This window comes from Burkholderia sp. MSMB2157WGS (genome assembly GCF_001532755.1).
Taxonomy (GTDB): domain Bacteria; phylum Pseudomonadota; class Gammaproteobacteria; order Burkholderiales; family Burkholderiaceae; genus Burkholderia.
In genome coordinates this window covers 169,769-195,448 of sequence record NZ_LPJG01000030.1, presented here as the reverse complement: position 1 = coordinate 195,448, position 25,680 = coordinate 169,769, and the positions used below count along the sequence as shown (strand labels likewise).

Annotated in this window: 22 protein-coding genes; 14 read left to right on the top strand and 8 right to left on the bottom strand. The window is 66.8% G+C overall.

The annotated features are described in order from the left end of the window. Window positions 1–248 precede the first annotated feature (248 nt). Both WT53_RS19470 and WT53_RS19465 read left to right on the top strand, forming a co-directional pair. The gene (locus WT53_RS19470) at window positions 249–1,142 is read left to right on the top strand and encodes a fimbrial protein (RefSeq protein WP_230624766.1); all 894 of its coding nucleotides are present in this window, start codon (window positions 249–251) and stop codon (window positions 1,140–1,142) included. 534 nt (window positions 1,143–1,676) lie between these two features. Further along, window positions 1,677–2,012, top strand: coding sequence for a hypothetical protein (locus tag WT53_RS19465; protein ID WP_034204654.1), 336 nt, complete (start codon window positions 1,677–1,679; stop codon window positions 2,010–2,012). Window positions 2,013–2,076: 64 nt separating this feature from the next. Here WT53_RS19465 and WT53_RS19460 read toward each other — a convergent pair whose 3' ends face one another. The 3 genes from WT53_RS19460 to WT53_RS19450 form a co-directional block, all read right to left on the bottom strand. Continuing rightward, window positions 2,077–2,949 carry a LysR substrate-binding domain-containing protein gene (locus WT53_RS19460; protein WP_034204653.1) on the bottom strand — a complete coding sequence of 291 codons (873 nt, stop codon included), beginning with the start codon at window positions 2,947–2,949 and terminating at the stop codon, window positions 2,077–2,079. 116 nt (window positions 2,950–3,065) lie between these two features. Further along, on the bottom strand, window positions 3,066–3,965 hold the full coding sequence (gene bla / locus WT53_RS19455; RefSeq protein WP_034204652.1) for a class A beta-lactamase: 900 nt from the start codon (window positions 3,963–3,965) through the stop codon (window positions 3,066–3,068). 199 nt (window positions 3,966–4,164) lie between these two features. After that, window positions 4,165–5,022, bottom strand: coding sequence for a peptidoglycan DD-metalloendopeptidase family protein (locus tag WT53_RS19450; protein ID WP_034204651.1), 858 nt, complete (start codon window positions 5,020–5,022; stop codon window positions 4,165–4,167). A gap of 498 nt (window positions 5,023–5,520) precedes the next feature. On the opposite strand from WT53_RS19450, the gene WT53_RS19445 reads away from it, so the two are divergent. Together WT53_RS19445 and WT53_RS19440 are read left to right on the top strand one after the other, a co-directional pair. Next, on the top strand, window positions 5,521–6,417 hold the full coding sequence (locus WT53_RS19445; protein WP_060261107.1) for a LysR substrate-binding domain-containing protein: 897 nt from the start codon (window positions 5,521–5,523) through the stop codon (window positions 6,415–6,417). Window positions 6,418–6,463: 46 nt separating this feature from the next. Continuing rightward, on the top strand, window positions 6,464–6,850 hold the full coding sequence (locus WT53_RS19440) for an ester cyclase (RefSeq protein ID WP_034204650.1): 387 nt from the start codon (window positions 6,464–6,466) through the stop codon (window positions 6,848–6,850). A gap of 68 nt (window positions 6,851–6,918) precedes the next feature. On the opposite strand, the gene WT53_RS33580 is transcribed toward WT53_RS19440, so the two are convergent. Next, on the bottom strand, window positions 6,919–7,311 hold the full coding sequence (locus tag WT53_RS33580) for a hypothetical protein (RefSeq protein WP_156447892.1): 393 nt from the start codon (window positions 7,309–7,311) through the stop codon (window positions 6,919–6,921). Window positions 7,312–7,350: 39 nt separating this feature from the next. Here WT53_RS33580 and WT53_RS19435 point away from each other — a divergent pair, with 39 nt between their 5' ends. Beyond that, window positions 7,351–9,513: a hypothetical protein gene (locus WT53_RS19435; RefSeq protein ID WP_034204649.1), complete on the top strand. Its 2,163-nt coding sequence runs from the start codon at window positions 7,351–7,353 to the stop codon at window positions 9,511–9,513. Between the two features lie 84 nt (window positions 9,514–9,597). Here the strand turns inward: WT53_RS19435 and WT53_RS19430 are convergent, their stop codons facing one another. Further along, window positions 9,598–10,338, bottom strand: coding sequence for a sulfite exporter TauE/SafE family protein (locus WT53_RS19430; protein WP_034204648.1), 741 nt, complete (start codon window positions 10,336–10,338; stop codon window positions 9,598–9,600). A gap of 128 nt (window positions 10,339–10,466) precedes the next feature. Next, a complete protein-coding gene (locus WT53_RS19425) occupies window positions 10,467–11,468 on the bottom strand; it encodes an aldo/keto reductase (protein WP_034204647.1) in 1,002 nt (333 codons plus the stop codon). A 141-nt stretch (window positions 11,469–11,609) separates the two neighbouring features. Here WT53_RS19425 and WT53_RS19420 point away from each other — a divergent pair, with 141 nt between their 5' ends. Further along, complete coding sequence (locus tag WT53_RS19420) at window positions 11,610–12,515, top strand: LysR family transcriptional regulator (RefSeq protein WP_034204646.1); 906 nt, start codon at window positions 11,610–11,612, stop codon at window positions 12,513–12,515. A 42-nt stretch (window positions 12,516–12,557) separates the two neighbouring features. Here the strand turns inward: WT53_RS19420 and WT53_RS19415 are convergent, their stop codons facing one another. After that, on the bottom strand, window positions 12,558–13,712 hold the full coding sequence (locus WT53_RS19415) for a porin (protein ID WP_034204645.1): 1,155 nt from the start codon (window positions 13,710–13,712) through the stop codon (window positions 12,558–12,560). Window positions 13,713–14,092: 380 nt separating this feature from the next. Between WT53_RS19415 and WT53_RS19410 the strand changes: the two genes are divergently transcribed. From WT53_RS19410 to WT53_RS19400, 3 genes are all read left to right on the top strand, one after another. Beyond that, on the top strand, window positions 14,093–15,190 hold the full coding sequence (locus WT53_RS19410; protein WP_034206162.1) for an OpgC domain-containing protein: 1,098 nt from the start codon (window positions 14,093–14,095) through the stop codon (window positions 15,188–15,190). A gap of 61 nt (window positions 15,191–15,251) precedes the next feature. Further along, window positions 15,252–16,190 (top strand): esterase family protein, encoded by a 939-nt coding sequence (locus WT53_RS19405; RefSeq protein WP_034204644.1) that lies wholly within the window; start codon window positions 15,252–15,254, stop codon window positions 16,188–16,190. 181 nt (window positions 16,191–16,371) lie between these two features. Continuing rightward, window positions 16,372–17,130, top strand: coding sequence for an SDR family oxidoreductase (locus WT53_RS19400; RefSeq protein ID WP_034204643.1), 759 nt, complete (start codon window positions 16,372–16,374; stop codon window positions 17,128–17,130). A 102-nt stretch (window positions 17,131–17,232) separates the two neighbouring features. Here the strand turns inward: WT53_RS19400 and WT53_RS19395 are convergent, their stop codons facing one another. Next, window positions 17,233–17,607, bottom strand: coding sequence for a hypothetical protein (locus WT53_RS19395; RefSeq protein ID WP_034204642.1), 375 nt, complete (start codon window positions 17,605–17,607; stop codon window positions 17,233–17,235). Between the two features lie 318 nt (window positions 17,608–17,925). Here WT53_RS19395 and WT53_RS19390 point away from each other — a divergent pair, with 318 nt between their 5' ends. The 5 genes from WT53_RS19390 to WT53_RS19370 all read left to right on the top strand — a co-directional run bounded on the left by WT53_RS19390 (window position 17,926) and on the right by WT53_RS19370 (window position 25,607). Beyond that, window positions 17,926–18,849: a LysR family transcriptional regulator gene (locus tag WT53_RS19390; RefSeq protein ID WP_034204641.1), complete on the top strand. Its 924-nt coding sequence runs from the start codon at window positions 17,926–17,928 to the stop codon at window positions 18,847–18,849. 20 nt (window positions 18,850–18,869) lie between these two features. Continuing rightward, a complete protein-coding gene (locus tag WT53_RS19385; protein ID WP_034204640.1) occupies window positions 18,870–19,544 on the top strand; it encodes a response regulator transcription factor in 675 nt (224 codons plus the stop codon). Between the two features lie 154 nt (window positions 19,545–19,698). Then, the gene (locus WT53_RS19380) at window positions 19,699–22,953 is read left to right on the top strand and encodes an efflux RND transporter permease subunit (protein ID WP_034204639.1); all 3,255 of its coding nucleotides are present in this window, start codon (window positions 19,699–19,701) and stop codon (window positions 22,951–22,953) included. Continuing rightward, the gene (locus WT53_RS19375) at window positions 22,943–24,148 is read left to right on the top strand and encodes an efflux RND transporter periplasmic adaptor subunit (protein ID WP_034204638.1); all 1,206 of its coding nucleotides are present in this window, start codon (window positions 22,943–22,945) and stop codon (window positions 24,146–24,148) included. The genes WT53_RS19380 and WT53_RS19375 overlap by 11 nt, the downstream gene beginning before the upstream one ends. Continuing rightward, window positions 24,141–25,607 (top strand): efflux transporter outer membrane subunit, encoded by a 1,467-nt coding sequence (locus tag WT53_RS19370; RefSeq protein ID WP_034204637.1) that lies wholly within the window; start codon window positions 24,141–24,143, stop codon window positions 25,605–25,607. Before WT53_RS19375 ends, WT53_RS19370 begins: the two co-directional genes overlap by 8 nt. Window positions 25,608–25,680: the final 73 nt, after the last annotated feature.

Sequence of the window (25,680 nt, the reverse complement as noted above, 5' to 3'; positions counted from 1 at the left end):
CTTCTTGTGATTGCGTTGGCGATCCCATATTCGAATAACCTGATTCCATGACGCGCATGACAACCTGCCAGTTACAACGGCGTCGACTGCGCACGCATGGAGTGGCACTGCCAGCCTTATCGACAATGCCGCTGTCATTATCGGAGAACACTTTGTTGAAATCCTTCACCCTTGCGGGTCTGCTCCTAGCGTCCATCATCCCTACGGCGAGTTGGGCGAGGTGCTATACCTCCCAACCGGGAGGCGGCATGTTTATCTACGAAATCAACACTACTGCCGCGTCTTTTGATCCGAGCGTGCCAGTCGGCACAGTTCTCTTCACGAAAACGCTCAGCATGGGCGGTGTCTCAGGCAATGGAACCATAACCTGCGAAAGCCCCGGTCTATCAATAACTCGTCACGGGAAATACACTCCGACCGGGAGTTACAACACCTGGCCGAGCCCGGTTGCGGGCGTCGGGTATCGGATGCGCTATTCCACTAACAACTTATGGTTTCCGTGGACTACCGACTTCGGAAGCGTTAACCAACTCCCGATCGGAACGCCAAATATTGTTCTCGAACTCGTCAAGACGGGCCCCATCACCGCAGGCGGCGCTCTGACAGGTGAAATTGCGGGCTCGTGGGTGCAGAACGGCGCGTTCCAGTTCTTGTCATTCGTTATAGTGGGATCCATTCCCATCCAGCCGCTAGTTCCCACCTGCCGGGTAACGACGCCTTCGATCGCGGTATCGCTGGGTAACGTGGTACAAAAATCGCTGACCGGCGTCGGAACGACGACCAGCGCCAGACCGTTCAACATCCAACTGAGGTGCTCGGGCGGCACTTCAGGTTCGACCACCCGGATGTACACCACGTTGACCGATGCGAGCCATCCAGCCAATGTCTCCAGCGTATTGTCGCTCGGTGCCGACTCCACTGCGTCGGGGGTGGGAATTCAGGTATTGCGCGGAAACAACGACACGTTGATCAGCTACGGCCCGGATTCGTCGCAAGCCGGCAACCCGAATCAATGGTTCGTCGGTCAATTCGGCAACGTCGACGTGACGATTCCGTTGAAGGCGCGCTATGTCCAGACGGCACCGGATGTCAAAGCGGGAACGGCAAATGGCAGGGCGACCTTTACCATGAGTTACCAATAAAGACTTGTGGCTGACCAGTCATCCTGAAGACTGCACGTGACAAGGCTCGGCGTTCCGCCGCAGACTTGACCACACGATCGATGATCGTATGCCACGATGGACTGGCCCGACAGTCGCGGCGGCGCGCCTGCCCCGAGACCGTCCTCTGTCGCAGCCATCCGTGCGCGAAACGCGGCGCCCACCTCCTCCGCATCGACAAACAGCCGCCCGAAACGAGCGGCTGTTTTCTTTTGACGAACGACGGCTCGCATAGCTGTCGATTCGTTGGCGCTGCAATGGTTCACCTGCAAAACAGCGCGTCCGTCGACGGCCTTCCATCGAGCCTACACCACCGGCATTACCCTGACTTGCGGCCGCTCAAATTTGAGATAAATTGATTGAAGGAATACGGTGTCATTTGCTTATTCCCGTTATTTGCGATTTTTCCCCTCAAGAGGTTCGATGAAGTTGCCGTTTACGCATACAGCACCGCAGCGTTGACGGACTGCCATTCGAGCGGCCTCGCTGCGACGCGCTTCCTATCTGGAGCCTGTCATGAAGCATCGTCTGTTTGCCGCCTCGTTCGCCTTGGCTGCCTCGCTTCTGGCCACGTCGTCTTCATTTGCCGCCGGCACGTCCGGCACCCTCTACTTCACCGGCATGATCGTCGAGCCTCCGTGCTCGTTCGCGTTCGACGCGGCCGGCACCGCGCCCGCGCACGTACGCGCCGACTGTCCGCGTCCCGCGACCGGGCAGATCGCGTTCGTCGATGCGGCGAGCATGCAGGCCGTGAAGACCACGACCTTTACCCAGGCTTCTCGCGCAATCGTTTTACCGAATCGTCCGGGCAACGACCACACGCCGATGATCGCCGTCGTCACGTATCAGTAACGCCCGACGCCGGTGCGGCATGCAGGAGGTTCCGCGCGTCCGGTTCGCGCCGTGAAATCGCCCGTCAGTCGCGATGGCAGGCGATCCAGTCGCTGAACGCGCGGATCTTCTGCTGGCTGCCGAGGTTCTCCGGATAGACGAAGTAGTAGCGTGCGCCGGTTTCGAGCACGATGTCGAACGGCCGTTCGAGCCGGCGCGCGCTGACGTCGTCGTCGACGAGCGTCACGTCGCCGATCGCGACGCCGAAGCCCTGCATCGCCGCGTTCGTCGCGAGATCGAGCGTGTCGAACGTCGGCCCGCGCGCGGGATCCACACGACGCTCGCCCGCATGCTCGAGCCATGCGCGCCAGTCGCGATGGTCGCGCGTCGGATGCAGCAGCGTATGGCGCGCGAGATCGCCGGTTGCGTCGAGCGGCGACGCCTGCCGCAGTTCGGGCGCACATACGGGTGTCAGCCGTTCGTCGAACAGCGGCAGCGCGACGACGCCCGGACCCGGCGACATCCCGTAGACGATCGCCGCATCGAACGGCTCGCTCGAAAAATCGACGACGTGCTGCCACGCGGTCGTGATCTGCACGTGGAGATCGGGATGCTCGCCCTGAAAGCGCATGATGCGCGGCAGCATCCAGCGGATCACGCAGGTCGGCACCTTCAGCGCGAGATCGGTGCGCTGCCGCGTGAGCTTCATCGAGATGTCCTCGATGCGCGCGAAGCTTTCGTCGACCACCGGCAACAACTGCTCGCCCTCGGCTGTCAGCGTGAGGCCCTTCGCATGCCGCTTGAACAGCGGAAAACCGTAATGCGCCTCGAGCGTCTGGATCTGCCGGCTCACGGCGCCCTGCGTGAGACACAGCTGCTCGGCCGCACGCGTGAAGCTGCGGTGGCGAGCCACCGTCGAGAAGATCTGCAGCGCGTGCAGGGGCGGAAGTCGGCGCATGGCGAACGGGAAACAGGAAACGGCGAGGAAACGGCACGGAAGGACCGCGCGTCGAGCCGACGCGCGCTGTTCGACACGATAAGCCAAACGCCGGCTTTGCGCGAGACGCTGGATGCTCAGGCCGTCGCAGTCAGCGCGCCCGCCGCGATGCGCGCCGCCGCTGCGACGACATCCGCGCGCGCGGCGGCGGCAGCCTCCGGCTGCGTGAACGACACGGCCATCACGATCGGTGCACGCGACGGCGGCCACAGCACCGCGATGTCCGTCGTCGTGCCGAAGCCGCCGTTGCCGGCCTTGTCGGCCACGCGCCAGCCGGGCGGCACGCCCGCCGCGATGCCGGTCGCTCCGCGCGCGCCGCCGACCATCCATTCCGTCAGTTGCGCGCGCTGCGGCTCGCGCAGCGCGTCGCCGAGCAGCAACCGCTGCAGCGTGTCGACCATCGCGACCGGCGTCGACGTGTCGCGCTCGTCGCCGGGCGTCGCCTGGTTCAGTTCGGGTTCCCAGTGATCGAGGCGGAAGGTGGTGTCACCGCTTTCGCGCGCGAACGCGGTGACGGCCTGCGGGCCGCCGAGCACGCCCATCAGCAGGTTGCCCGCGCCCTTGTCGCCCGACTGCAGCATCGCCGCGCACAGCTGCGCGATCGTCATGCCGGTGTCGACGTGGCTTTCCGTAATCGGCGAGCCGGACACGATTTCATAGCGGCGGTACAGGATGCGGCGCGGCAGCAGCGATGCGTCGAGCGAGCCGCGCGCGAGCATCGCGGCGGCCGCCATGACCGCATACGTGCCGCACAGCGGGAAGCGCTCGCGCGCATGGTGCGCGATGCGCACGCCGTTCGACGTATCGAGCGCGGCGACGCCGAGCCGCCCGTTCGATGCTTTTTCGAGCGCGGCGAGTTCGGCTTGTGCGGTGTGGGCGCGCCCCTGGTCGGCGACCGGCGCGGACGTGCACGCGGCAACGAACGGCGCGGCAACGGCGGCGAGCAACAGCGAGCGGCGTGTCGGAGAGTGTTCCATGAATGAGATCTGTTCTGTCGGAAACGGTGGCTCGAAGCAACGCGGCCGCGCCTCGGCGACGCGCGACCGTTCACGCCGACGGGCGGCCCGCGACGGCATTCGCCGCGCATCCCCGAAAGACGCCCGTCGGCCCCGCGCGAAGGCGGGATTCCCTAGCGTAGCAGCGACGGCCGTCGCGTTCCAGCGAAACGGCCGCGCTTCACCCTTGCGACGAAGGCAGATACGGCATCGGATTCACCGGCTTGCCGTCGCGTCGCACCTCGAACAGCAGCGCGACGCGCGAGTTGTCGAGATCGCCCATCTCGGCGATCGCATCGCCCTGATGCACGATGTCGCCGGTCTTCACGAGCAGCTTGCGGTTGTGCGCATAGGCAGTCAGAAAATCGGCGTTGTGCTGGACGATGATCAGGCTGCCGTAATCGTTCAGGCCGGTGCCCGCATACATCACGCGGCCGTCGGCCGCGGCGCGAACCGGGTCGCCCGGCCGGCCGGCGATCTGGATGCCGCGGTTCTGCCCGGGCCGGAACCCGTCGACGACCTTGCCGGTCGCGGGCCACTTGAGCGCGACGCGGCCCGCATGACGCCTGGTTTCCTTGACGACCTCGCGATCGCTCGCGGTCGACGCGGCGGCTTGCGAAGTGGCCTGCGCGGTGGCCTGGTTACCCACCGCGCCATTGCTCGCCACGGCCTGCGTGTCCGCCGCGCGCGCCGGCGGCAGCGGCTGCTGCTTGACGATGCGCAGCACCTGCCCCATGCGCAGTCTGCCGTTGGCGGTCAGCTTGTTCCAGGTGCGCAAGTCGGCCACGCTGCAATCGTTCGCGGAGGCGATGCCCGTCAGCGTGTCGCCGCGTTTCACGACGTACTTTTGCGCGACGAGAATCGGCGCAGGCGGCATCGCGACGGCCGACGGAGCGACGGGCGGGCTCGCATCGGAAGGCTGCCCCGCCAGCGTGTCGCTCGGCGGAACGGACTGGGGACTTGCACAACCGGCCATCACGAGCACGGCGGCCAGGCCCGACAGCCACGCCGCCTTGCGGTGAATCTCGCGCGTTTTCATGGACGATCCGACTCCGGTTTGACAATCTTTCAAGCATCTCAAAAACGGAACGGCCGACGTGTAACCGGATGCAAACAATGATGACAAACGATCACGGACCGGATGCCGGCCGGCATTCGCTACCGGTAATACGGTCCGATCCGGAAAAACTTGATGGTCTTTTCGCAGAAAAACGGAAGAATTTTCGTGGCCGAAACTATGGCCGGGATGTTTCAATAGGCGCAAGCCACGCCATTCATCGCAACCATGCGACGAATTCGGCGCCGGCCCATGCGATGCCGATGCACAGGAACAGCAGATGCAGCGCGATCTTGAACGACACGCCCCAGGACGAATCGATCTGCATGACGGGCTCCCTCGATTGATGTGCGTCCATCATCGGCCATCGATCGCGCCCCGAAAATGCGGAAGCGGCGAACCGGGTCTCAGGCTGCCCCTGAGACCGGCACGGCGGTTCCTGCTAACTTATCGGCCATTCTCTCCATCGCTTCGCCCATCATGCGCTTCGACCTGACCGACCTGCGGCTTTTCCTGAACATCTGCGAAGCCGGCACGATCACGAGCGGCGCCGAACGCACGCACATCACGCTGCAGGCGGCGAGCGAACGCATTCGCGGGATGGAGGACGAACTCGGCGTGCCGCTGCTGCACCGGACCAAGTCGGGCGCGCAGGCGACCGATGCGGGCCGCGCGCTCGAACATCACGCACGCACCGTGCTGCAGCAGATCGATCACATGCGCGGCGAACTGCAGCAATACGGCCAAGGGCTGCGCGGCCATATCCGGCTGCTGTGCAACACCGCGTCGCTGAGCGAATACTTGCCGGACGCACTGGCCGAGTACCTGCCGCATCACCCCAGGCTGTCGATCAGCGTCGAGGAACGCTCGAGCCAGGAGATCGTGCATGCGATCCGCAACAAGACGGCCGAGGTCGGCATCGTCGCCGATTCGGTCGGGCTCGGCGGGCTCGAACAGAAGCCGTTCCGCGAAGACTGGCTGATCGCCGTCGTGCCGGCCGCGCATCCGCTCGCGTCGCGCGACAAGGTCGCGTTCGACGACATCGCCGGCGAAGACTTCATCGGCCTCACCGACGGCAGCGCGCTGCAAGTGCATCTGGCCGACCAGGCACGCGCGCTCGGCAAACGGATCCGCTATCGCGTGCAGTTGAAGAGCTTCGACGCGATCTGCCGCGTGATCGCGAGCGGCGTGGGCATCGGCATCGTGTCGCGGCACGCGGCCGAGCGCGCGATGCAGACGATGGACGTGCGGCTCGTCGAACTGTCCGATCCGTGGAGCCATCGGAAACTGACGCTCTGCGCGCGGTCGTTCGATGCGCTGCCGAAGTACACGCGCGAGTTCGTCGCGTTCCTGTCGGGCGACGCACCGCCGCCGTAACGCGCGCCGCGCCCGACTCGCCCCATCGACATACGGAGACATCGCCATGACCGATATCGATCTCGCAACCCGCTATCGTGCGTATATCGACTGCCTGAACCGGCAGGACTGGGCGGCGCTCGGCGAGTACGTGTCCGACGACGTGATCCACAACGACCGGCCGCTCGGCCTCGCCGGTTACCGCGCGATGCTGGAACAGGACTTCCGCGACATTCCCGATCTCCGTTTCGAGATCCGGTTGCTCGCGTGCGACCCACCGCACGTCGCGTGCCGCCTGCGCTTCGCGTGTTCGCCGAAAGGGACGTTCATGGGCCTCGCCGTCGACGGCCGCAAGGTCACGTTCGCCGAGAACGTGTTCTACGAGTTTCACGAAGGCAAGATCCGCCAGGTGTGGTCGGTGATCGACAAGGCGGCGATCGAAAAGCAGCTTTGAACGGCGTCGAAGCGGGGGCGTCGCCCGCGGCGGCCGGTGAGCAGCGGCGGCTCAATGCATTTCGATTCTTATGGATAACGTTTTCTCTCGTCATTCATCGAGAACCCGTTTCCATGCGATGCGCCCTTGCGCCGCTGTAAAGCCGCTCCCTCCCGCGCGATGAACACTCGATCGTCAAGAAAAACCCCGACGATTTCGTCGTAATCCTCATTCCATTCCACCGCCTCCGCTCCCGCCATTCGGGTTTCTACCTGCGTCTCCGATGTGAAAGTTGATTGACATCGCGCAGATCGATGCCTAAATTTGGAAAACGTTTTCCAATGCCGAAGCGCGACGCCGGTCTCGGCCCGCGCAGGGGAAACGCTTGCCCGCTCGATTTGCGATTCAGGCCGTCCGTCTTCAGGGAACAGGGTTGCAAGGCGGAAGCCGGGTACGGGCATCGAGCGCGGCATCGGCCACACGCGCCCGTTCCTTCACCACTATTCAAAACCGGAGACACCATGCATCAGCGCAGCAGATTCGCGCTCGGCGCCGCGCTCAGCGCCCTTTCCGTCGTGCTCGTCAGCGCATGCGGCGGCAACGACGTGACCGACACGCCGCCGTCGCCCCCTTCGTCCACCCCGCCCGCGCTCGCAGCGAACTCGCTGCAGGCGCTCGTCTACGGCGCGCCCGACACCAGCGTGCCGGCCGGCACGAACGTTCCGCTCACGATGATGGGGCAGATGCGCGCGCTGTTCGACCTGATCCGGAAATCGCCCGACTTCACGCAGGTCGTGATGGATCTCGGCGACGGCACGCCCGTCCACGTGCTCGACACGAATACCGGCGACAAATTCCTGCCCGGCAAGCTCGCGCTCGGCCTGTCGTACATCCTGATCGACATGAAGTCGAAGAACGACCCGCAATACGCGAGCTACCTCGCGACGTACCAGACGATCACGACCGCGATGATGGCGCAGTCGGGCAGCAACTACACGTATGCGAACACGTCGTGGGGCGAGTACTACTACCTCGTCGCGCTGAACAACCTGAAGGCGCACGGGATGCTCAACGAAGTCTTCAGCGATGCGATGCTCGCGACGCTGCAGCAGCGGCTCACCTTCTGCGACATGTTCGGCCCCGATGCGAGCGGCAAGACCACGACGTGTCCGGCCGCCGGCACGCCGATCGACATCGCGTCGCTCAACACCGCGCAGAACTACTATGCGGTGTCCTACGGAATCGCCGGGCTGCGCCAGAAGCTCGGCTGGAGCAGCCCGACGTTCGCGTCGAAGACCGATCCGGCGGTCGCGACGATGAGCGCGCGCGACGCACTGCTGTACACGCTGACGAACCACATCCGCAACGACTCGTCGGGCGGATTCTCCGACGAAGCGTCGAACACGCACACGACCTACTACGATCAGGCGCGCTTCGACCGCTACAGCACGCTGCTGATCGGCGAAGTAGTCGAGCGCACGTTCGAGATGGGCAACGAAGCGAATCTCACGCCGGAGCTGAAGGGCTATCTGCGCAAGTCGGTCGACCTGATCCTGCCGCAACTGAATGCCGACGGCCAGGGCTTCAACTACGGCCGCTCGATCGGCCCGTACGGCGATTCCGCGTTCATGGAGGTGCTGACGGCCGCGGCCAATGCCGGCGTGCTCACCGATCGCGAGAAACAGGTTGCGTATGCATTCATCTACCAGGCCGCGCGTCGTTTCGACACGTACTGGTACGACCCGTCGCTGCCGACGCCGTCGGTCAACATGTGGGTCAAGGGCCGCGGCACCGACGCGTATCGCGGCAAGCCGCGCGTGATGGGCGAGAACTTCAGCCTGCTGCATCAGTACCTGTACGTGAACGCGTGGTGGAACAAGCTCGGCTTCGGCGGTCAGGCGCCGATGGCCGATGCGGACTACCGCGCGTGGCTCGACGCGCTGCCGCGCTACACGCTCACCTGGTACAACCAGCCGGGCGACGCCGCGCATCCGTACAGCGCCGCGCTGCTCACCGTGCGCGACGGCCGGCGCGTGATCAACCTGAACCTCAGCCAGGCGCCCGACTACAACTCGTATACGCCGTATTACCCGGTGCCGTTCTCCGACAAGCTGATCTACGGCACGACCGACCTCGGCTATGCGCTGCTGGTGCCGCAGGTGACGTACAACGCGAAGACCTACATTCCCGTCACGTACTACAAGAACCTGAACGTGCAGCAAAGCAACGGTCAGGTGATCGTGTCGTTCGATACGACGAAGTTCCGCCTCGCGTCGAAGAACGCCGCTTACACGACGGATCTCGACCTGCAGGTGCACACGGTATTGACGTTCGCGCACGGCACGATCTCGCGCAGCGATACGCTGAGTTCGGGCACGCTCGCAGGCAACCTCGCGGTCGAAACGGACTTCATGTCGTTCGCGGATTTCGCGTCGACCCAGGCCAACGGGGACGGCGTGTCGGTGACATATACGAACAGCGCCGCGACCGGCTATGCGGCATCCGGGTTCGACAGCTGCACGCTGTCCGCCTTCGACACGGCAAACGGCACGACGAATCCGCTGTCGACGACGCCGATCGGGCAGTTGCATTCGAACTTCGCCTGCACGACGAAGCCGTTCGCACTCGGCGCGGGCGCGACCCGCACGGTCGGATGGACGCTGAGGTACGCCGATCCGGCGTAAGCGGCGTGACCGCGATCCCGTGACCGATCCCCGAAGCCGGTTGCCGAAACCGGCTTCGGGATCATTCGGCGGCCGGGCGCGCATTCACCACCCCCCCGCCCCCGCCATATACGCGCCGAGCGCAATCAGCCCGACGAAGAAGCAGCGCTTGAACGTCTTCTCGCTCATCACGCGCCGCGCATATTGCCCGCCGGCCATCCCCGCCAGCGCGGGCACGAGTGCGAGCGCCGACACGCCGAGGTCGATCGTCTGCAGTGCGCCCGTCACACGCAACTGCAGGCCGAGCACGATCGTCGACGCGGTGAACGACAGCCCGAGCGCCTGGATCAGATCGTCCTTCGACAGCCGCAGCGCCTGCAGGTACGGCACGGCAGGTACGACGAACACGCCGGTCGCGGCCGTCACGACGCCGGTCAGGTAGCCGACCACGGCCGACAGCCATTTTTCGTGACGGCCCGGCGCGGGCAGCCGCGCGGCCGCCAGCCCCCACAGCCCGTAAAGCGCCAGCACCACGCCGAGCGCCGCGTGCGTCCACGTGCTGCCGGCCGCGAGCGCCGGCAGCCCACCCGTCAGCGTGCCGACCGTCAGGCCCGCGAGCAGCGGCCACAGCCGGCGCAGCAGCGCGCCGAACGACGGGCCGAGCCCCAACTGCCACACGTTGGTGACGAACGACGGCACGAGCAGCAGGCTCGCCGCGGCCGACGGCGGCATCGCGAGCGTCAGCAGCCCCATCGCGATCGTCGGCAGCCCGAGTCCGATCATGCCCTTGACCGCGCCGGCCAGCAGGAAAACCAGCACGACGATCGTCAGCGTATGAGTTTGCATGGCAGGCATTCCGTCCGGTGAGTACGGCGCCGATGGTGCCTGCCCGTCATGCCGCCCGCCATCTGGTTTTGCCTGAGGCTGGCTCGGGCCCGTCGGACGGGGTGTTCCGGTCGATCCGGCCCCGTGAATCACCCCCGACCCTGCTCGCTGTCGAGGTGCGCCATCTGAGCGGCCGGATAGCGCTCGCCGGCAGCCGCCCCGGCGGGAACCGCCGCTTCGATGCGAGCGAGATCATTGACCGTTAGTTGCAATTCAGTCGCCAGCAAACCGTCCTGCAGTTGCGTGCGCTTGCGCGCGCCGACCAGCGGCACGATGTCGGCGCCGCGCGACAGCGCCCACGCGATGGCGATCTGCGCCGGATTGCTGCCCTTCTCGTCGGCGATCGCGCGCAGCGCATCGACGAGCGCGAGGTTGTGCGCGAGGTTCTCGCCCTGGAAGCGCGGGCTCGCCGCGCGGAAATCGCGCTCGCCCTGCCGCGCCGCGCTCCAGCGCCCGCCCAGCAGCCCGCGCGACAGCACGCCGTAGGCCGTCACGCCGATGCCGAGCTCGCGGCATACGGGCAGAATCCCGGCCTCGATCCCGCGCGACAGCAACGAGTATTCGATCTGCAGATCGGCGATCGGCGCGACGGCGGCCGCGCGGCGGATCGTGTCCGCGCCGGCTTCCGACAGGCCGATATGCCGCACGTACCCGGCCTTCACGAGATCGGCGATCGCGCCCACCGTCTCCTCGATCGGCACCGCCGGATCGACGCGTGCCGGGCGGTAGATGTCGAGGTAGTCGGTGCCGAGCCGCTTCAGCGAGTACGCGACGAAGTTCCGGATCGCCGCGGGCCGCGCGTCGTAGCCGACGAACCCGCCGGCCGGATCGCGCAGCGCGCCGAATTTCACGCTGATCAGCACCTGGTCGCGCGCCCGGCCGCGCAGCGCGTCGCGGATCAGCATCTCGTTGTCGCCCATGCCGTAAAAGTCGCCGGTATCGAGCAACGTGATCCCGTGGTCGAGCGCCGCGTGCAGCGTCGCGATGCTTTCGTCGCGGTCGGCCGGCCCGTACAGATCCGACATCCCCATGCAGCCGAGCCCGATCGCCGATACCTGCGGGCCGGTGCGGCCCAGTTGACGCAAGTCCATGTCCGTTTCCTTCGAATGGTGAGTGGATGAAACGGATTCTGGACGCGCGACGCCGCGCGATAAACGCGAAACGCGCCACCAAACCATTCGACGCTGATTAACAATGGAGTCTTTCCGTTTTCCGCCAAGGCCCTCGCCCGCATGGACCACCTGCAAGCAATGCGCATCTTCGCGCGCGTCGCCCATCTCGGCAGCTTCACGAAAGCGGCCGAGCAACTCCAGCTGCCGCGCCCGACGGTCAGCAATGCCGTCCAGTATCTGGAAAAGCACCTGAAGATCCGCCTGTTGCAACGCACGACGCGGCGCGTCGCGCTGACCGCCGAGGGCGCGACCTATTACGAGCGCTGCGTGCAGTTGCTGGCCGATCTCGACGATGCGGAAACGCTGTTCGAGGATGCCGGCGCGTCGCCGCGCGGCGTGATCCGCGTCGACCTGCCCGAACGTTTCGCGCTGACCCGGGTGATTCCGGCGCTGCCGGATTTTCACGCGCGCTACCCCGATCTGCGCGTCGCGATCAGCACGACCGACCGCTTCGTCGATCTCGTCGCGGACGGCATCGACTGCGCGGTGCGGGTCGGCGTGCTGTCCGACACGTCGCTCGTCGCGCGGCGCGTCGGCGAGATGGCCCAGATCAACTGCGCGTCGCCGGCCTATCTCGCGCGCCACGGCACGCCGCGCTCGCCGGACGAGCTGCCGGACCACGTCGCGGTCGGCTATTTCTCGAGCCGGACGGGCCGCGAGCTGGACTGGGAATATGCGGACATGGATTCGGGCGAGATGCACACGGTGAAGATGCACAGCATCGTGTCGGTCAACAGCTCGCAGGCGTATCTCGCGTGCTGCATCGCGGGCCTCGGGCTGATCCAGGCGCCGCGCGACGGGCTCGCGCCGCTGCTCGCAGACGGTTCGCTGGTCGAGGTGCTGCCGGAATGGAATGCCGGGCCGCTGCCCGTATCGGTGGTGTTTCCGTACGGCCGGCATCTCGCGCCGCGCGTGCGGATCTTCGTCGACTGGCTCGCGGAAACGCTCGGCGGCCGGGCGGATTGACGGCGGCCGTGCCGGGGCATGCGCCCCGGCGCCGGCGCCCGGTCAGAACTTGTGGCGGATCGCGGCGCGCACCGCGAACTGGTTCGACGACGCCGACGGGCCGTCCGTCCCGACGACATAGCCGCCGTCGGCCGCCGTGCCCGTCTTGTCGCCGCCCACCTTCTGCCACGCGCCCTGCAGGTACACGTCGGTACGCTTCGACAGGCTGTAGTCGGCCATCAGGCCGACCGTGTGGTACTTCGGCTTGAACGAGCCGGCCGCGGCATCGTACTTGCCGTCCGTATACACGTACTGCGCGCCGAGGTAGAAATCGGGCGTGAGCTGGTACTTGCCGTTGATCTCGAAGTTCTGGAACTTCGTCGCGGTCAGCCCGAGGCCGGCGAACGTCGACGCCGGCAGGTAGACCGTCGATACGGGATTCTTCACGTCGGTCTTCGTATAGACGATGCCGACCGTGGCCGGGCCGAACGTGTAGTTGACGCCGCCGCCGAAGATGCGCAGCCGATCGGCGACGAAATTCGCGTCGTCGGCCGCGATCGCGCCCGCGCTGCCGATGCCCGGGTTGTTCGCCTGCAGGTACGCGGCCGCGACCTGCAGCCCGGCCAGCGAATATTGCGCGCCGATGCTGTACTGGCGGTTGTTCGAGAAGCCCGTGCCGTTGCTGAAGCTGTACGTGCCGCCGAACGTCAGGCCGTTCCAGTCGGGGCTCGCGTACTTGACCGTGTTGTTGACGCGGAACGAGTTGTCGGTGTTGTCGTTGTCGAACGGGTGCGAAAACAGCGTGCCGCCCCAGTTGCCGTTCGCGGTCAGCGGCGCGAGATAGTCGACGACGGAATCGTACTGGCGGCCGAGCGTCAGCGTGCCGAAGCGCGACTCGGAAAGCCCGACGAACGCCTGACGGCCGAACATGCGGCCGCCCTGGCCGAGCCGGCCGTTGTTCACGTCGAACCCGTTTTCCAGCGTGAAGATCGCCTTCAGCCCGCCGCCGAGATCCTCGCTGCCCTTCAGGCCCCACCGGCTGCCCTGCGCATAACCGCTCGCGAGCTGGTAATTCGTCTTTCCGACCCCATTGACGTTGACGTTGTTCGTGTAATTGAAGCCTTCGTCGATCACGCCGTACAGCGTCACGCTGCTCTCGGCAAAGGCCGGCGCGGCGAATGCGGCGAGCGCGGCGGCAAAAATGACGTGCTTCTTCATGACGGATCTCCGGAGCCGAGGGCCGGGCAGGCCGAACGCCCGGCGAATGTTTGGTCTGTGTATAAGTGGCCCGCAGGGCGGACGACGCGGTGTGCGGCCGCGTGAGGACAAAATGGTGTCACGTCGCAAACCTTCCGTCCATCGGGTGCGGGTCGTCGCGCGCAAAGCGTTGCGCTCGTCCAACTGCCCCGTTGCGCGGAGAGCCTGACCGGGCTTATCGGCAGCGGCACGCCGGCCGGCCATCCGCGTAAACCCGATGGGCGTCGCATCGGTGGCACAATGCGCATCCGTTCGTCATTTCTTCACGAAGTCATGCTTCACCCCGATTCATGCGCGGCGCGCGCCAGTCGCGCCCGCGGCCCGCGCCGGAAGGCGCGCCGATGACCGCGCCGGCCCGCGCCGGCCGCTACGCCGAGCTCGATTTCTTCCGCGGCCTCGTGCTGCTCGTCATCGTCGTCGACCACATCGGCGGCAGCATTCTGTCGCGCGTCACGCTGCACGCGTACGCGCTGTGCGACGCGGCCGAGGTATTCGTGTTCCTCGGCGGCTTCGCGACCGCCATTGCGTACAACTCGCTCGCCGAGCGGCACGACGAGGCCGCCGCGCGCCAGCGTTTCATCCGGCGTGCATTCGAGATCTACCGCGCGTTCCTCGTGACGGCCGGCCTGATGCTGCTGATCACGGCCGTGCTGAATGCGTTCGCGATCGACGGCCCGAACATGCCGACCAACGATCTCGACGGGCTGCTGCACAAGCCGCTCGCCGCGCTGCGCGACATCCTGCTGTTCCGCCGCCAGCCGTACCTTGCGTCGGTGCTGCCGATGTACGCGTTCTTCGCGCTGCTCGTCCCGCTCGCGCTGCCGCTCGCGCGCACGCAGCCATGGCTGATGCTCGCGTTCAGCGGATCGCTATGGTTTGCGGCGCCGCACGTCGCACGCTTCCTGCCGACCGTCGAAGGCGCGCCGTGGGATTTCAATCCGTTCGCGTGGCAATTCCTGTTCGTGCTCGGCGTGATCGCACGCTGCCAGCCCGTCTACCAGACGCTCTCGCCCAAGCCGCAGGGCTGGCTGCTAACGGCCGCGTCGCTCGCGATCGTCGCGGCCGGCGCGTACTACCGGCTGCGCATCGAGCCGTTCCCCACCGATCCGTCGATCAAGCAGAACCTCGGCGTGCTGCGGCTCGTGAACTTCCTCGCGATCGCGTGGCTCGCCGCCAAGCTCGTGCACCTCGGCTGGATGAAGAAGGTCGCGCACGCGATGCCGTGGATCGGCACGATCGGCCGGCAGGGGCTGCTGTGCTTCGTCGCGGGCACCGGCATCTCGCTCGCGGTCGATTCGCTGCTCTACCAGGCGACCGAAGGTTATCTCGACGTGCCGCTGGGCCTGACCGCCGACGCCGTCGCGATGGGGCTGCTGTATCTCGTCGCCAAGCTCTACGGGCCGCTCGTTGCGCGGCTGTCGTTCCGTTCGCGGCAATGACGCGCCGCGCCGTCATGCGCCGCTGCTACGATAGCCGGCGCCTCTCCTGAAACGATTCGCCATGCGCCGACTCGCCCTTCCGTTCGCCCTCGCCCTGTTCGCCGGCGCCATCGCCGCCGCCCATGCCGCGCCGCCGGCGGCGCCTGCTCCGGCCGTATCGACCGCGCCACCGGCCGTCCAGACCGCGACGACGCCGTCCTCCGCGCCGGAGCCGTCCGTCAATCCGGGCAGCAGCGTCGTGCTGCGCACGTTCCGGTCGGCGTCGCTGAAGCGCGACTGGTCGTACACGGTCTACCTGCCGCCCGGCTACAACGCGGAAGGCGCCCGCTACCCGGTGATGTACCTGCTGCACGGCAACGCGGGCAACGCGAACGACTGGGTCACGCAGGGCCGGCTGCAGGCCACCGCCGACACGCTGATCGAGCGCCACGACATCCCGCCCGTCGTGATCGTGATGCCGCAGGGCGGCACCGACTGGTACGTCGATCGCAAGGAGAAGATGCAGAGCGCGTTCCTCAACGACCTGCTGCCCGAAGTCGAAGCGCACTTCGCGGTGTCGAACCAGCGCGCGGGCCGCGCGATCGGCGGCGTGTCGATGGGCGGCTTCGGCGCGCTGCGCTTCTCGCTGCTCGAACCGGGCCTGTTCTGCGGCGCGATGCTGCTGAGCCCCGCGATCTATGCGAACGAGCCGCCGCTCAATTCCGCCGCGCGCTACGTCGGCGTGTTCGGCGACCGCCAGTTCGATTCGCGCGTGTGGCACGAGCTCAATTATCCGGCGCTGCTGCGCGGCTATTTCGCGCGCAACTGGCGCGTGCCGATGTTCATCGCGGCCGGCGACGACGACCTGACGATCCAGGCGGAATCGAGCGTGCTGTACACGCACCTGCGCCGTGCGCAGAACCCGGCCGAGCTGCGCATCGTCGACGGCGGGCATACGTGGGACGTCTGGCGCGGGCTGCTCGGGCAGGGGTTGAAGTATGCGCTGGAGTGCGTGAAGTGACGGCCGGCGGGCGTGGCAGGAAAGCCGCGCCCGGCCGGAAGAAAGGGGCGCCGCCGTCTCGTGGAGCACGTTTCACGATGTCGCTCGAATCCGGGCATCGCGCATTTCGACTACAGTGCCGAAGTGGCGACGGCATCGACCGGCCGCCTCTCCCGTCACTCAACCCGCAGGGTATCCCGCCATGTCCGACTCGAAGAAATTCGCCGCCGTCACGGGCGCCGGCTCCGGCATCGGTCGCGCCGCGGCCATCGCGCTCGCCCGGGCCGGCTTCACCGTCGCGCTGCTCGGACGCACGGAGGCGTCGCTGCGCGACACGCACGACGCCATCCGCGCCGCCGGCGGCGACGCCGACGTGTTTCCCGTCGACGTCGCCGACGAAGCCTCGGTCGATCACGCGTTCGCGCAGATCGCGCAACGGTTCGGCCGGCTCGATGTGCTGTTCAACAACGCCGGCCGCAATGCTCCGGTCGTTTCCCTCGACGAATACGAACTCGACGTGTGGAACAGCGTCGTCGCGACGAACCTGACCGGCGTCTTTCTGTGCGCGCGGGCCGCGTGGCGACTGATGAAAACGCAGACGCCGCAGGGCGGCCGAATCATCAACAACGGCTCGATCTCGGCACACGCGCCGCGCCCCGACACGATCGCGTACACGGCCACCAAGCACGCGGTCACCGGGATCACGAAGTCGCTCGCGCTGGATGGCCGCCGGTACAACATCGCGTGCGGCCAGATCGACATCGGCAACGCGGCCACCGCGCTCACCGAACGGATGACGCAAGGCGTCCCGCAAGCGGACGGCAGCCTCGCGCCCGAGGCGCGGATGGACGTCGCGCATGTCGCGAATGCGGTCGTCCAGATGGCGAATCTGCCGCTCGACGCGAACATCCTCAACATGACGATCATGGCGACTGCGATGCCGTTCGTCGGGCGCGGATAGCGCGTGGTGCGCGCCCGCGCGGACGACGGCGTTCACGCTCGGGCCGCTGCCGAACCGATCCCTGGCGACGGCGCCGAATGCCCACGCGTTCGCGACGCAGATTCAGTGAGGCAGGCTGATCGCTTGCTGCTCGTCCTCGAGCAGCTGCGTCAGCGAACCATGCAATCGCTCGAGGCTGCGCGGCGGTAGTGCGAAGCTTGCCCAGCCAAGCCCGCTATGACGCAGCAACAGCACCACGCCGCCCTCCAGCGGATGGCGCTCGGCATACCAGCAAGGATCCATCTCGGTCACGAATTGCTGCGCGTGCGGCGGACGTTCCGGCACCGCGGGCTGCATCGACGCGCGCAACAGGCTCAAGTACTGGATGACTGCATCCACGTCTTCCGGATCGAGCACTGCCGCGCCCCGTTCGATCGACATCAACACGACGGGCTTGCCGCGCTCTTCGATCATCTTGATGCTCAACGGTTGTGCCATTTCTGTGGTCCTTGCCGCGGTTACGTGATTCCATTATCGATCCCCGTACACGTCTGCCGCCTGAAGATTCGTGATCCGCGCATGAATCTTTTTTTAGAAATTTTCTGGAAAACGCGCCGCGCGACCGTCTGTCGAGGCTCCGCCGCTTTCTAAACGAAATTTCATCCGGCCAGCACTGTTTTTTTAGCGTCCCGCATCCGCGTGCCTTCCATAATGAATTCGCTGCCCGCCCCGGCAGGCGCCGCGCGATGCGTCGACGTAGCCCGCCGAAGACGGACGCGCCCCCCGTATTTCCGGCACATCCATTCCTCGCCGATCATGAACCAACTGCAAGCGATGCGTGTCTTCACGCGTGTGGTCGAGTTATCGAGCTTCAGCCTCGCCGCGCGTCAGCTCGGCATGTCGGCCGCCGCGGTCACGCGCAGCGTCGGCATGCTCGAGGCACATCTGAACATGCGCCTGTTGAATCGGACCACGCGCAGCCTGTCGCTCACCGAGACGGGCCGCGAATATCTCGACGGCTGCCGCGCGATCATCGAGAAGCTCGACGAGATCGAATCGAATCTCGCACAGGTCAATCGCGACCCGCACGGTACGCTGCGCATCGCCGCGTCGGCAACCTCGGTTGCGGCCGGGCTTGGCGCGCTGCTGTCCACGTATCGCGTCGCGCATCCGCGCGTGCGATTCGACGTGACGACCTTCGATATCCAGGTCGACATGGTGGAAGGCGGCTACGACGTGTGCTTCTGCGACGATCACCGCCTCGTCAACTCGACCTTCGTGTCGCGCACGTTGACGAACGTTCGCGACGTGATCGTCGCGTCTCCCGACTACCTCGCGCGCCACGGCACGCCGGTCGAGCCGGTCGAACTGAATACGCACTGCCTGCTGACCGTGTCGAACGGCGCCGCGCGCAACTGGGCGTTCTCGGACGTCGACGGGTGCGCTCGCATCGATACCGGCAATGCGCTGGCGTCGACCAGCAACACGATGGTGCGGATCGCGGCGCTCAATCACATGGGCATCGCACAATTGCCGCATCCGCTCGTTGCCGACGATCTCGCGCGCGGCACCCTGGTGCCGGTTCTCGAACGCTACGACGTGAACGGCGGGCCGCGCTGCGTATCGATCCTCTACCCGAGCCGCAATTACCTGTCCACGAAAGTGCGCAGCTTCATCGACTACGTGGTCGATCACTATCGCACGCCCGAGCGCATGGCCATGCAGCTTGCCGCGGCCTGATTCCGCGGATCGCGTACGCCATGACCCACATCCTGACGATCGAAGACGATCCGCTGATCGCGGATCACATCGCGCACACGCTGCGTGCCGAAGGCCACCGGGTCGACATCGCGCGCACCGGCCGCGACGGCATGGCCCGCGCGATGAGCGCGAACTACGACGTCGTCACGCTCGATCGCATGCTGCCCGACCTCGACGGGCTGACGATCCTCGCGACGATGCGCGGCGTCGGCCTCGATACGCCGGTACTCGTGATGAGTTCGCTGGCCGACGTCGACCAGCGTATCCAGGGGCTGCGCGCAGGCGGCGACGACTACCTCGTCAAGCCGTTCTCGCTCGAAGAAATGTGCGCACGCATCGACGTGCTGATTCGCCGGCGGCCGCGCGGCACGCACGTCGAGACGGTGCTGCGCGCCGGCGAGCTGGCGCTCGACCTGGTGCGGCGACGCGCCACGCTGGGCGCGCGCGAGCTCGCGCTGCTGCCGACCGAATCCCGCGTGCTCGAATTCATGATGCGCAACGCCGGCCGCGTGCTCACGCGCACGATGATCTTCGAGGCCGTGTGGGGCTGCCGCTTCGATCCCGGTACGAACCTGATCGACGTGCACATCGGCCGCCTGCGCAAGAAGGTGAACCGGCCGGGCGCGGCGCCCCTGATCCGCACGATCCGAGGCTCGGGTTACATGCTCGGTTGACTCCGCCCGCTACTTAAAACTTGTTTCATCTTTTTTGCGACCCGTTGTTAGGGGCTGCTCCGCAGAATGCGGTCGTCGGATGCGCATCGGTGTTTTCCCGAAGACGCGCACACCCGGCTCATCTTCACGACGATCTTGAACGGAGCAGCACCTCATGCTGAAAATTGTCCGGCTCGCGCTCACGCGGCCCTATACGTTCGTCGTACTGGCGCTGCTGATCCTGATCGCGGGCCCGCTCGCCGCAGTCCGAACGCCGATCGACATCTTCCCGGACATCCGCATCCCGGTGATCAGCGTCGTCTGGAACTACGCCGGACTGCAGCCGGACGACATGTCCGGGCGCGTGATCACCTACTACGAGCGCACGCTCGGCACGACGGTCAACGACGTCCAGCATATCGAGTCGCAATCGTTTCGCGGCTACGGCATCGTGAAGATCTTCTTCCAGCCGACCGTCGATATCCGCACCGCGACCGCGCAGGTCACCTCGATCTCGCAGACGGTGCTCAAGCAGATGCCGCCCGGCACCACGCCGCCGCAGATCCTCAACTACAACGCGTCGACCGTGCCCGTGCTGCAGATCGCACTGACCAGCAACACGCTCGACGAACAGAAGCTGGGCGATTACGCGGTCAACTTCATTCGGCCGCAGTTGCTATCGGTGCCGGGCGTCGCGATTCCGACGCCGTACGGCGGCAAGACGCGCGAAGTCCAGATCGACCTCGATCCGCAGGCGCTGCAATCGAAAGGGCTGTCGGCGCAGGACGTCGCGCACGCGCTCGCGCAGCAGAATCAGATCATCCCGGCCGGCACGCAGAAGATCGGCCGCTTCGAATACAACATCAAGCTCAACAACAGCCCGCTCGCGCTCGACGCGTTGAACGACCTGCCGATCAAGTCCGTCGGCGGCACGACGATTTACATCCGTGATGTCGCCCACGTGCGCGACGGCTACCCGCCGCAGGGCAACATCGTGCGCGTGGACGGCCACCGCGCGGTGTTGATGAGCATCCTGAAGAACGGCTCGGCATCGACGCTCGACATCATCGCGGGCGTGAAGGCGAAGCTGCCGCTGGTCGAACAGACGCTGCCGCCGGGCCTGAAGCTCGTCACGATGGGCGACCAGTCGACCTTCGTGAACGGCGCCGTCAGCGGCGTGGCGCGCGAAGGCATCATCGCGGCCGCGCTGACCTCGCTGATGATCCTGCTGTTCCTCGGCTCGTGGCGCTCGACGCTGATCATCGCCGCGTCGATCCCGCTGGCCGTGCTCTCGGCGATCGCGCTGCTCGCGGCCACCGGCGAAACGCTGAACGTGATGACGCTCGGCGGCCTCGCGCTCGCGGTCGGGATCCTCGTCGACGATGCGACGGTGACGATCGAGAACGTGAACTGGCACCTCGAACAGGGCAAGGACACGCGCACCGCGATCGTCGACGGCGCGAAACAGATCGTGATGCCGGCGCTCGTCTCGCTGATGTGCATCTGCATCGTGTTCGTGCCGATGCTGATGCTCGACGGCATCTCGCGCTTTCTGTTCGTGCCGATGGCCAAGGCGGTGATCTTCTCGATGGTGTCGTCGTTCGTGCTGTCGCGCACCTTCGTGCCGATGCTCGCGCAATATCTGCTCAAGCCGCATGCGTCGGCCGGTCACGCATCGGGCGAACTGGCCGCGGTGATGGACTCGCACGCGGGTCACCCCGGCGCGCACGACGTCCCGCCGTCGCGCAATCCGCTGGTGCGATTCCAGCGTGCGTTCGAGCGCCGCTTCGAGTCCGTGCGCGCGTCGTACCGGATCCTGCTGGGCCTCGCGCTCACGCGCCGCAAGCCGTTCGTCGTCGCCTTCCTCTGCATCGTGGCCGCGTCCTTCCTGCTCGCCCCGTCGCTCGGCCGCAATTTCTTCCCGACCATCGATTCCGGCGAGATCGCGCTGCACGTGCGCGCGCCGGTCGGCACGCGTGTCGAGGAAACCGCCGCCGAGCTCGACCGCATCGAAAACACGATTCGCGGCGTGATTCCGCCCGCGCAATTGCGCGAAGTGATCGACAACATCGGCTTGCCGAACAGCGGGATCAACCTGACCTACAACAACAGCGGCACGCTCGGGCCGCAGGACGGCGACATCCTGATCTCGCTGTCGCGCGATCACGCGCCGACCGCCGACTACGTGCACACGCTGCGCGAACGCCTGCCGCGCGCCTATCCGGGCACCACGTTCTCGTTCCTGCCCGCCGACATCGTCAGCCAGATCCTCAACTTCGGCGCACCGGCCCCGGTCGACCTGCAGGTGGCCGGCCCCGACCAGCAGGCCAACCTCGCTTATGCGCGCGAGCTGTACCGCAAGCTGCGCCTGATCGCGGGGGTCGCCGACCCGCGCATCCAGCAGGCCAGCACCTATCCGCAGTTCACGGTGACGGTCGACCGCACGCGCGCCGACCAGCTCGGCATCACCGAGCAGGACGTGACGAACTCGGTGGTCGCGACGCTCGCCGGCACGAGCCAGGTCGACCCGACCTACTGGCTCAACCCGCGCAACGGCGTGTCCTATCCGATCGTCGCGCAAACGCCGCAGTACAGGATGACCACGCTGTCGGCGCTGCGGAACCTGCCGGTCACCGGCGCGAACGGCCAGTCCCAGCTGCTGGGCGGCCTGGCCACGATCACGCGGGGTGTCGGCAACGCGGTGGTGTCGCACTACAACATCGAACCGCTGTTCGACATCTACGCGACCACCCAGGGGCGCGACCTCGGCGCGGTCGCGGCCGACATCGACGATATCGTCAAGGCCACCGCGAAGGACGTGCCCAAGGGCTCGACCGTCACGCTGCGCGGCCAGGTGCAGACCATGAACGGCGCGTTCGCCGGCCTGCTGCTCGGCCTCGTGGGCGCGATCGTGCTGATCTACCTGCTGATCGTCGTGAACTTCCACTCGTGGGCCGACGCATTCGTGATCGTCTCGGCACTGCCGGCGGCGCTGGCCGGCATCGTCTGGATGCTGTTCACCACGCATACGCCGCTGTCGGTGCCGGCGCTGACCGGCGCGATCCTGTGCATGGGCGTGGCCACCGCCAACTCGATCCTCGTCGTCAGTTTCGCGCGCGAGCGCCTGGCGGAAACGGGCAACGCGCTCGCCTCCGCCCTCGAAGCCGGTTTCACGCGATTCCGCCCGGTGCTGATGACCGCGCTCGCGATGATCATCGGCATGGCGCCGATGGCGCTCGGCCTCGGCGACGGCGGCGAACAGAACGCGCCGCTCGGCCGCGCCGTGATCGGCGGCCTCGCGTGCGCGACGATCGCGACGCTGTTCTTCGTTCCCGTCGTGTTCAGCCTCGTGCATCGGCGCGACGCGCCGAAGCACGACGCGTCCCGCGCTTCCTCCCCTTCCGCGTCCGGAGCTTCCCATGTCCACTGAGATCGATATCAAGTCGCCGAAACGGCTGCCCAACCTCAAGCTCGTCGCCACGCTCACCGCGCTGATCGCGGTCGGCATCGTGGCGACCGGCATCGTCGGCCGCGCGCACGCGAAACAGGAAATGACCCGGTGGTCCGCCGAACAAGCGGTGCCGACCGTGGTCGCGTACACGCCATCGACCGGCGGCGACGGCGCAACGCTCGTGCTGCCCGGCCACCTGTCCGCGTTCGAGCGCGCGCCGATCCACGCGCAGGTGTCGGGCTACCTGCATGCGTGGTACGCCGATATCGGCGCGCACGTGAAGTCGGGGCAGTTGCTCGGGCTGATCGATACGCCCGAACTCGACCAGCAACTGCAGCAGGCGCGCGCCGACCTGCAGAGCGCGCTCGCCAACGAGAAGCTTGCCGCGTCCACGGCCGCGCGCTGGACCAGGATGCTCGCGCAGGATTCGGTGTCGCAGCAGGAAACCGACGAAAAGACCAGCGACCTCGCGGCCAAGCAGGCGATCGTCGCCGCCAACGAGGCCAACGTGCGACGCCTCGACGCGCTCGAGGCGTTCAAGCGTATCGTCGCGCCGTTCGACGGCGTCGTCACCGCGCGCAAGACCGACATCGGCCAGTTGATCTCGGCCGGCGGCGGCGCCGGCCCGGAGCTGTTTGCCGTGTCCGACGTCCACCGCATGCGCGTCTACGTGAGCGTGCCGCAGAACGAGGCCGCCGCGATCCGGCCCGGCATGACGGCCACGTTGACCGTGCCGGAGCATCCGGGCGAGACCTTCCGTGCGACGCTCGCCGACACCGACGACTCGATCGCCGATTCGACCGGCACGCTGCTCGTGCAGTTGATGGTCGACAACCCTGCAGGCAAGCTGATTCCCGGCGAATACACCGAAGTGCATTTCGCGCTGCCGGCCGGCAGCGCCCAAGCGTTGACGATTCCGGCCAGCTCGTTGATCTTCCGGCAGGCCGGCCTGCAGGTCGCCGTGGTCGGCAAGGACAATCGCGCGGTATTCAAACCCGTGACGATCGCGACCGACCTCGGTACGCACGTGCAGATCGCGACCGGCCTCGCGCCGGACGATCGCGTGATCGACAACCCGCCCGACTCGCTCGAGGCCGGCGACCCGGTCAGGCTCGCGGCGCCGGCCCGCACCGTCGCGTCGGCGGCGCGCGACACGGAGCGCTCGCATGGCTAACCGGCTTCGGCTCTGCGCGCTGCTCGCCGGCGTCGCGTTCTTGTCCGCGTGCTCGTTCGCGCCCGCCTATCACGCGCCGCAGACGGCGCTGCCGGCCAGCTTCAAGGAAGCGGACGGCTGGCAGGCCGCGAAGCCGGCCGACCGCATCGCGCGCGACGGCTGGTGGAAGGCGTTCCGCGATCCCGTGCTCGACCGGCTCGAGGCGCAGGTGAGCGTGGCCAACCCCGACGTGGCCGCGGCCGTGGCCCGCCACGACGAGGCGGCCGCGCTGTTCGATCAGGCGCGCTCGGGGCTGTTCCCGACCATCGGCCTCGGCGCGCAGGTCTCGAGCAACCGTCAGTCGGCCACGCGGCCGCTGCGCGGCTCGAACCAGCCGAACGTCTATGGCGCCGACACGCTCGACGCCGGCTTCGACTACGACCTCGACTTGTGGGGGAAAGTCCGCAACGCGGTCGCGGCCGGGCGAGCCGACGCCCAGGCGAGCGCCGACGATCTCGCGTCGGTGCGGCTGAGCCTGCAGGCGAGCCTCGCAAGCGCGTACTTCAGCCTGCGCGGGCTCGATCAGCAGCAACGGCTGCTGACCGACACGATCGACACCTACCGGCGCGCGCTGCGCCTGACGATGAGCCGGCACGCGGGCGGCATCGCGTCCGACCTCGACGTCTCGCGCGCGCGAACGCAGCTCGATGCGGCCCGCGCGTCGGCCGAGGACGTCCGGGCGCGGCGCGCGCTCTACGAGCATTCGATCGCGACGCTCGCGGGTGTGCCGGCGTCGTCGTTCTCGCTGACGCCGGATCTGAATGCGGCATATCTGCCGACGATCCCGCCCGGCATTCCCGCGACGCTGCTGCAGCGGCGTCCCGACGTGGCGGCCGCCGAGCGGCGCATGGCCGCCGCCAACGCGAAGATCGGCGTGGTGCGCGCGGCGTTCTTCCCCGACATCACGCTCGGGCTGGTCGGCGGCTACCAGAGCTCGGGCCTCGGTCACTGGCTCAGCGCGCCGAACGAGATCTGGTCGATCGGGCCCAGCCTCGCGCTGACGCTGTTCGACGGCGGCCGGCGCGAGGCGCTCACCGACCAGGCGCGCGCACAGCTGGCCGAGAACGGCGCGAAATACCGCGCGGTGGTGCTCGACGCGTGCCGGCAGGTGGAAGACAACCTCGCGCTCACGCACCACCTCGGCGACGAAGCCGATCGCGAGCAGGAAGCGCTCGACGCGGCCGAACGCACGTTGCAGCTGTCGATGTCGCGCTATCGGGACGGTGTCGTCAGCTATCTCGACGTGGTGACGGCGCAAGCCACCGAGCTGGATACGAAGATCGCGATGCTGGAGCTGAACACGCGCCGGCAACTGGCGGCGGTGGGGTTGATCGCCGCGCTGGGCGGCGGGTGGTCGGCAGACGAAGTCGCAGCCGATACGCAAGCACAGGCCGCGCTGCCGGCTCGTTCAACGGACTGAATCCTTCGCGACATGGACGAAGCGTGTCGCATTTCAAGGCACCCGTCGCGATGACGGGTGCCGTTTTTTTACG

Excerpts from the sequence above, each read along its gene's own strand:
- WT53_RS19465 (WP_034204654.1), top strand. The coding sequence starts at position 1,677 with ATGAAGCATCGTCTGTTTGCCGCCTCGTTCGCCTTGGCTGCCTCGCTT.
- WT53_RS19440 (WP_034204650.1), top strand. The coding sequence starts at position 6,464 with ATGACCGATATCGATCTCGCAACCCGCTATCGTGCGTATATCGACTGC.
- WT53_RS19430 (WP_034204648.1), bottom strand. The coding sequence starts at position 10,338 with ATGCAAACTCATACGCTGACGATCGTCGTGCTGGTTTTCCTGCTGGCC.
- WT53_RS19400 (WP_034204643.1), top strand. The coding sequence starts at position 16,372 with ATGTCCGACTCGAAGAAATTCGCCGCCGTCACGGGCGCCGGCTCCGGC.
- WT53_RS19460 (WP_034204653.1), bottom strand. The coding sequence starts at position 2,949 with ATGCGCCGACTTCCGCCCCTGCACGCGCTGCAGATCTTCTCGACGGTG.
- WT53_RS19385 (WP_034204640.1), top strand. The coding sequence starts at position 18,870 with ATGACCCACATCCTGACGATCGAAGACGATCCGCTGATCGCGGATCAC.
- WT53_RS19390 (WP_034204641.1), top strand. The coding sequence starts at position 17,926 with ATGAACCAACTGCAAGCGATGCGTGTCTTCACGCGTGTGGTCGAGTTA.
- WT53_RS19435 (WP_034204649.1), top strand. The coding sequence starts at position 7,351 with ATGCATCAGCGCAGCAGATTCGCGCTCGGCGCCGCGCTCAGCGCCCTT.
- WT53_RS19380 (WP_034204639.1), top strand. The coding sequence starts at position 19,699 with ATGCTGAAAATTGTCCGGCTCGCGCTCACGCGGCCCTATACGTTCGTC.
- WT53_RS19415 (WP_034204645.1), bottom strand. The coding sequence starts at position 13,712 with ATGAAGAAGCACGTCATTTTTGCCGCCGCGCTCGCCGCATTCGCCGCG.
- WT53_RS19445 (WP_060261107.1), top strand. The coding sequence starts at position 5,521 with ATGCGCTTCGACCTGACCGACCTGCGGCTTTTCCTGAACATCTGCGAA.
- WT53_RS19470 (WP_230624766.1), top strand. The coding sequence starts at position 249 with ATGTTTATCTACGAAATCAACACTACTGCCGCGTCTTTTGATCCGAGC.
- WT53_RS19450 (WP_034204651.1), bottom strand. The coding sequence starts at position 5,022 with ATGAAAACGCGCGAGATTCACCGCAAGGCGGCGTGGCTGTCGGGCCTG.
- WT53_RS19410 (WP_034206162.1), top strand. The coding sequence starts at position 14,093 with ATGACCGCGCCGGCCCGCGCCGGCCGCTACGCCGAGCTCGATTTCTTC.
- WT53_RS19395 (WP_034204642.1), bottom strand. The coding sequence starts at position 17,607 with ATGGCACAACCGTTGAGCATCAAGATGATCGAAGAGCGCGGCAAGCCC.
- WT53_RS19375 (WP_034204638.1), top strand. The coding sequence starts at position 22,943 with ATGTCCACTGAGATCGATATCAAGTCGCCGAAACGGCTGCCCAACCTC.
- bla (WP_034204652.1), bottom strand. The coding sequence starts at position 3,965 with ATGGAACACTCTCCGACACGCCGCTCGCTGTTGCTCGCCGCCGTTGCC.
- WT53_RS19425 (WP_034204647.1), bottom strand. The coding sequence starts at position 11,468 with ATGGACTTGCGTCAACTGGGCCGCACCGGCCCGCAGGTATCGGCGATC.
- WT53_RS19405 (WP_034204644.1), top strand. The coding sequence starts at position 15,252 with ATGCGCCGACTCGCCCTTCCGTTCGCCCTCGCCCTGTTCGCCGGCGCC.
- WT53_RS19420 (WP_034204646.1), top strand. The coding sequence starts at position 11,610 with ATGGACCACCTGCAAGCAATGCGCATCTTCGCGCGCGTCGCCCATCTC.
- WT53_RS19370 (WP_034204637.1), top strand. The coding sequence starts at position 24,141 with ATGGCTAACCGGCTTCGGCTCTGCGCGCTGCTCGCCGGCGTCGCGTTC.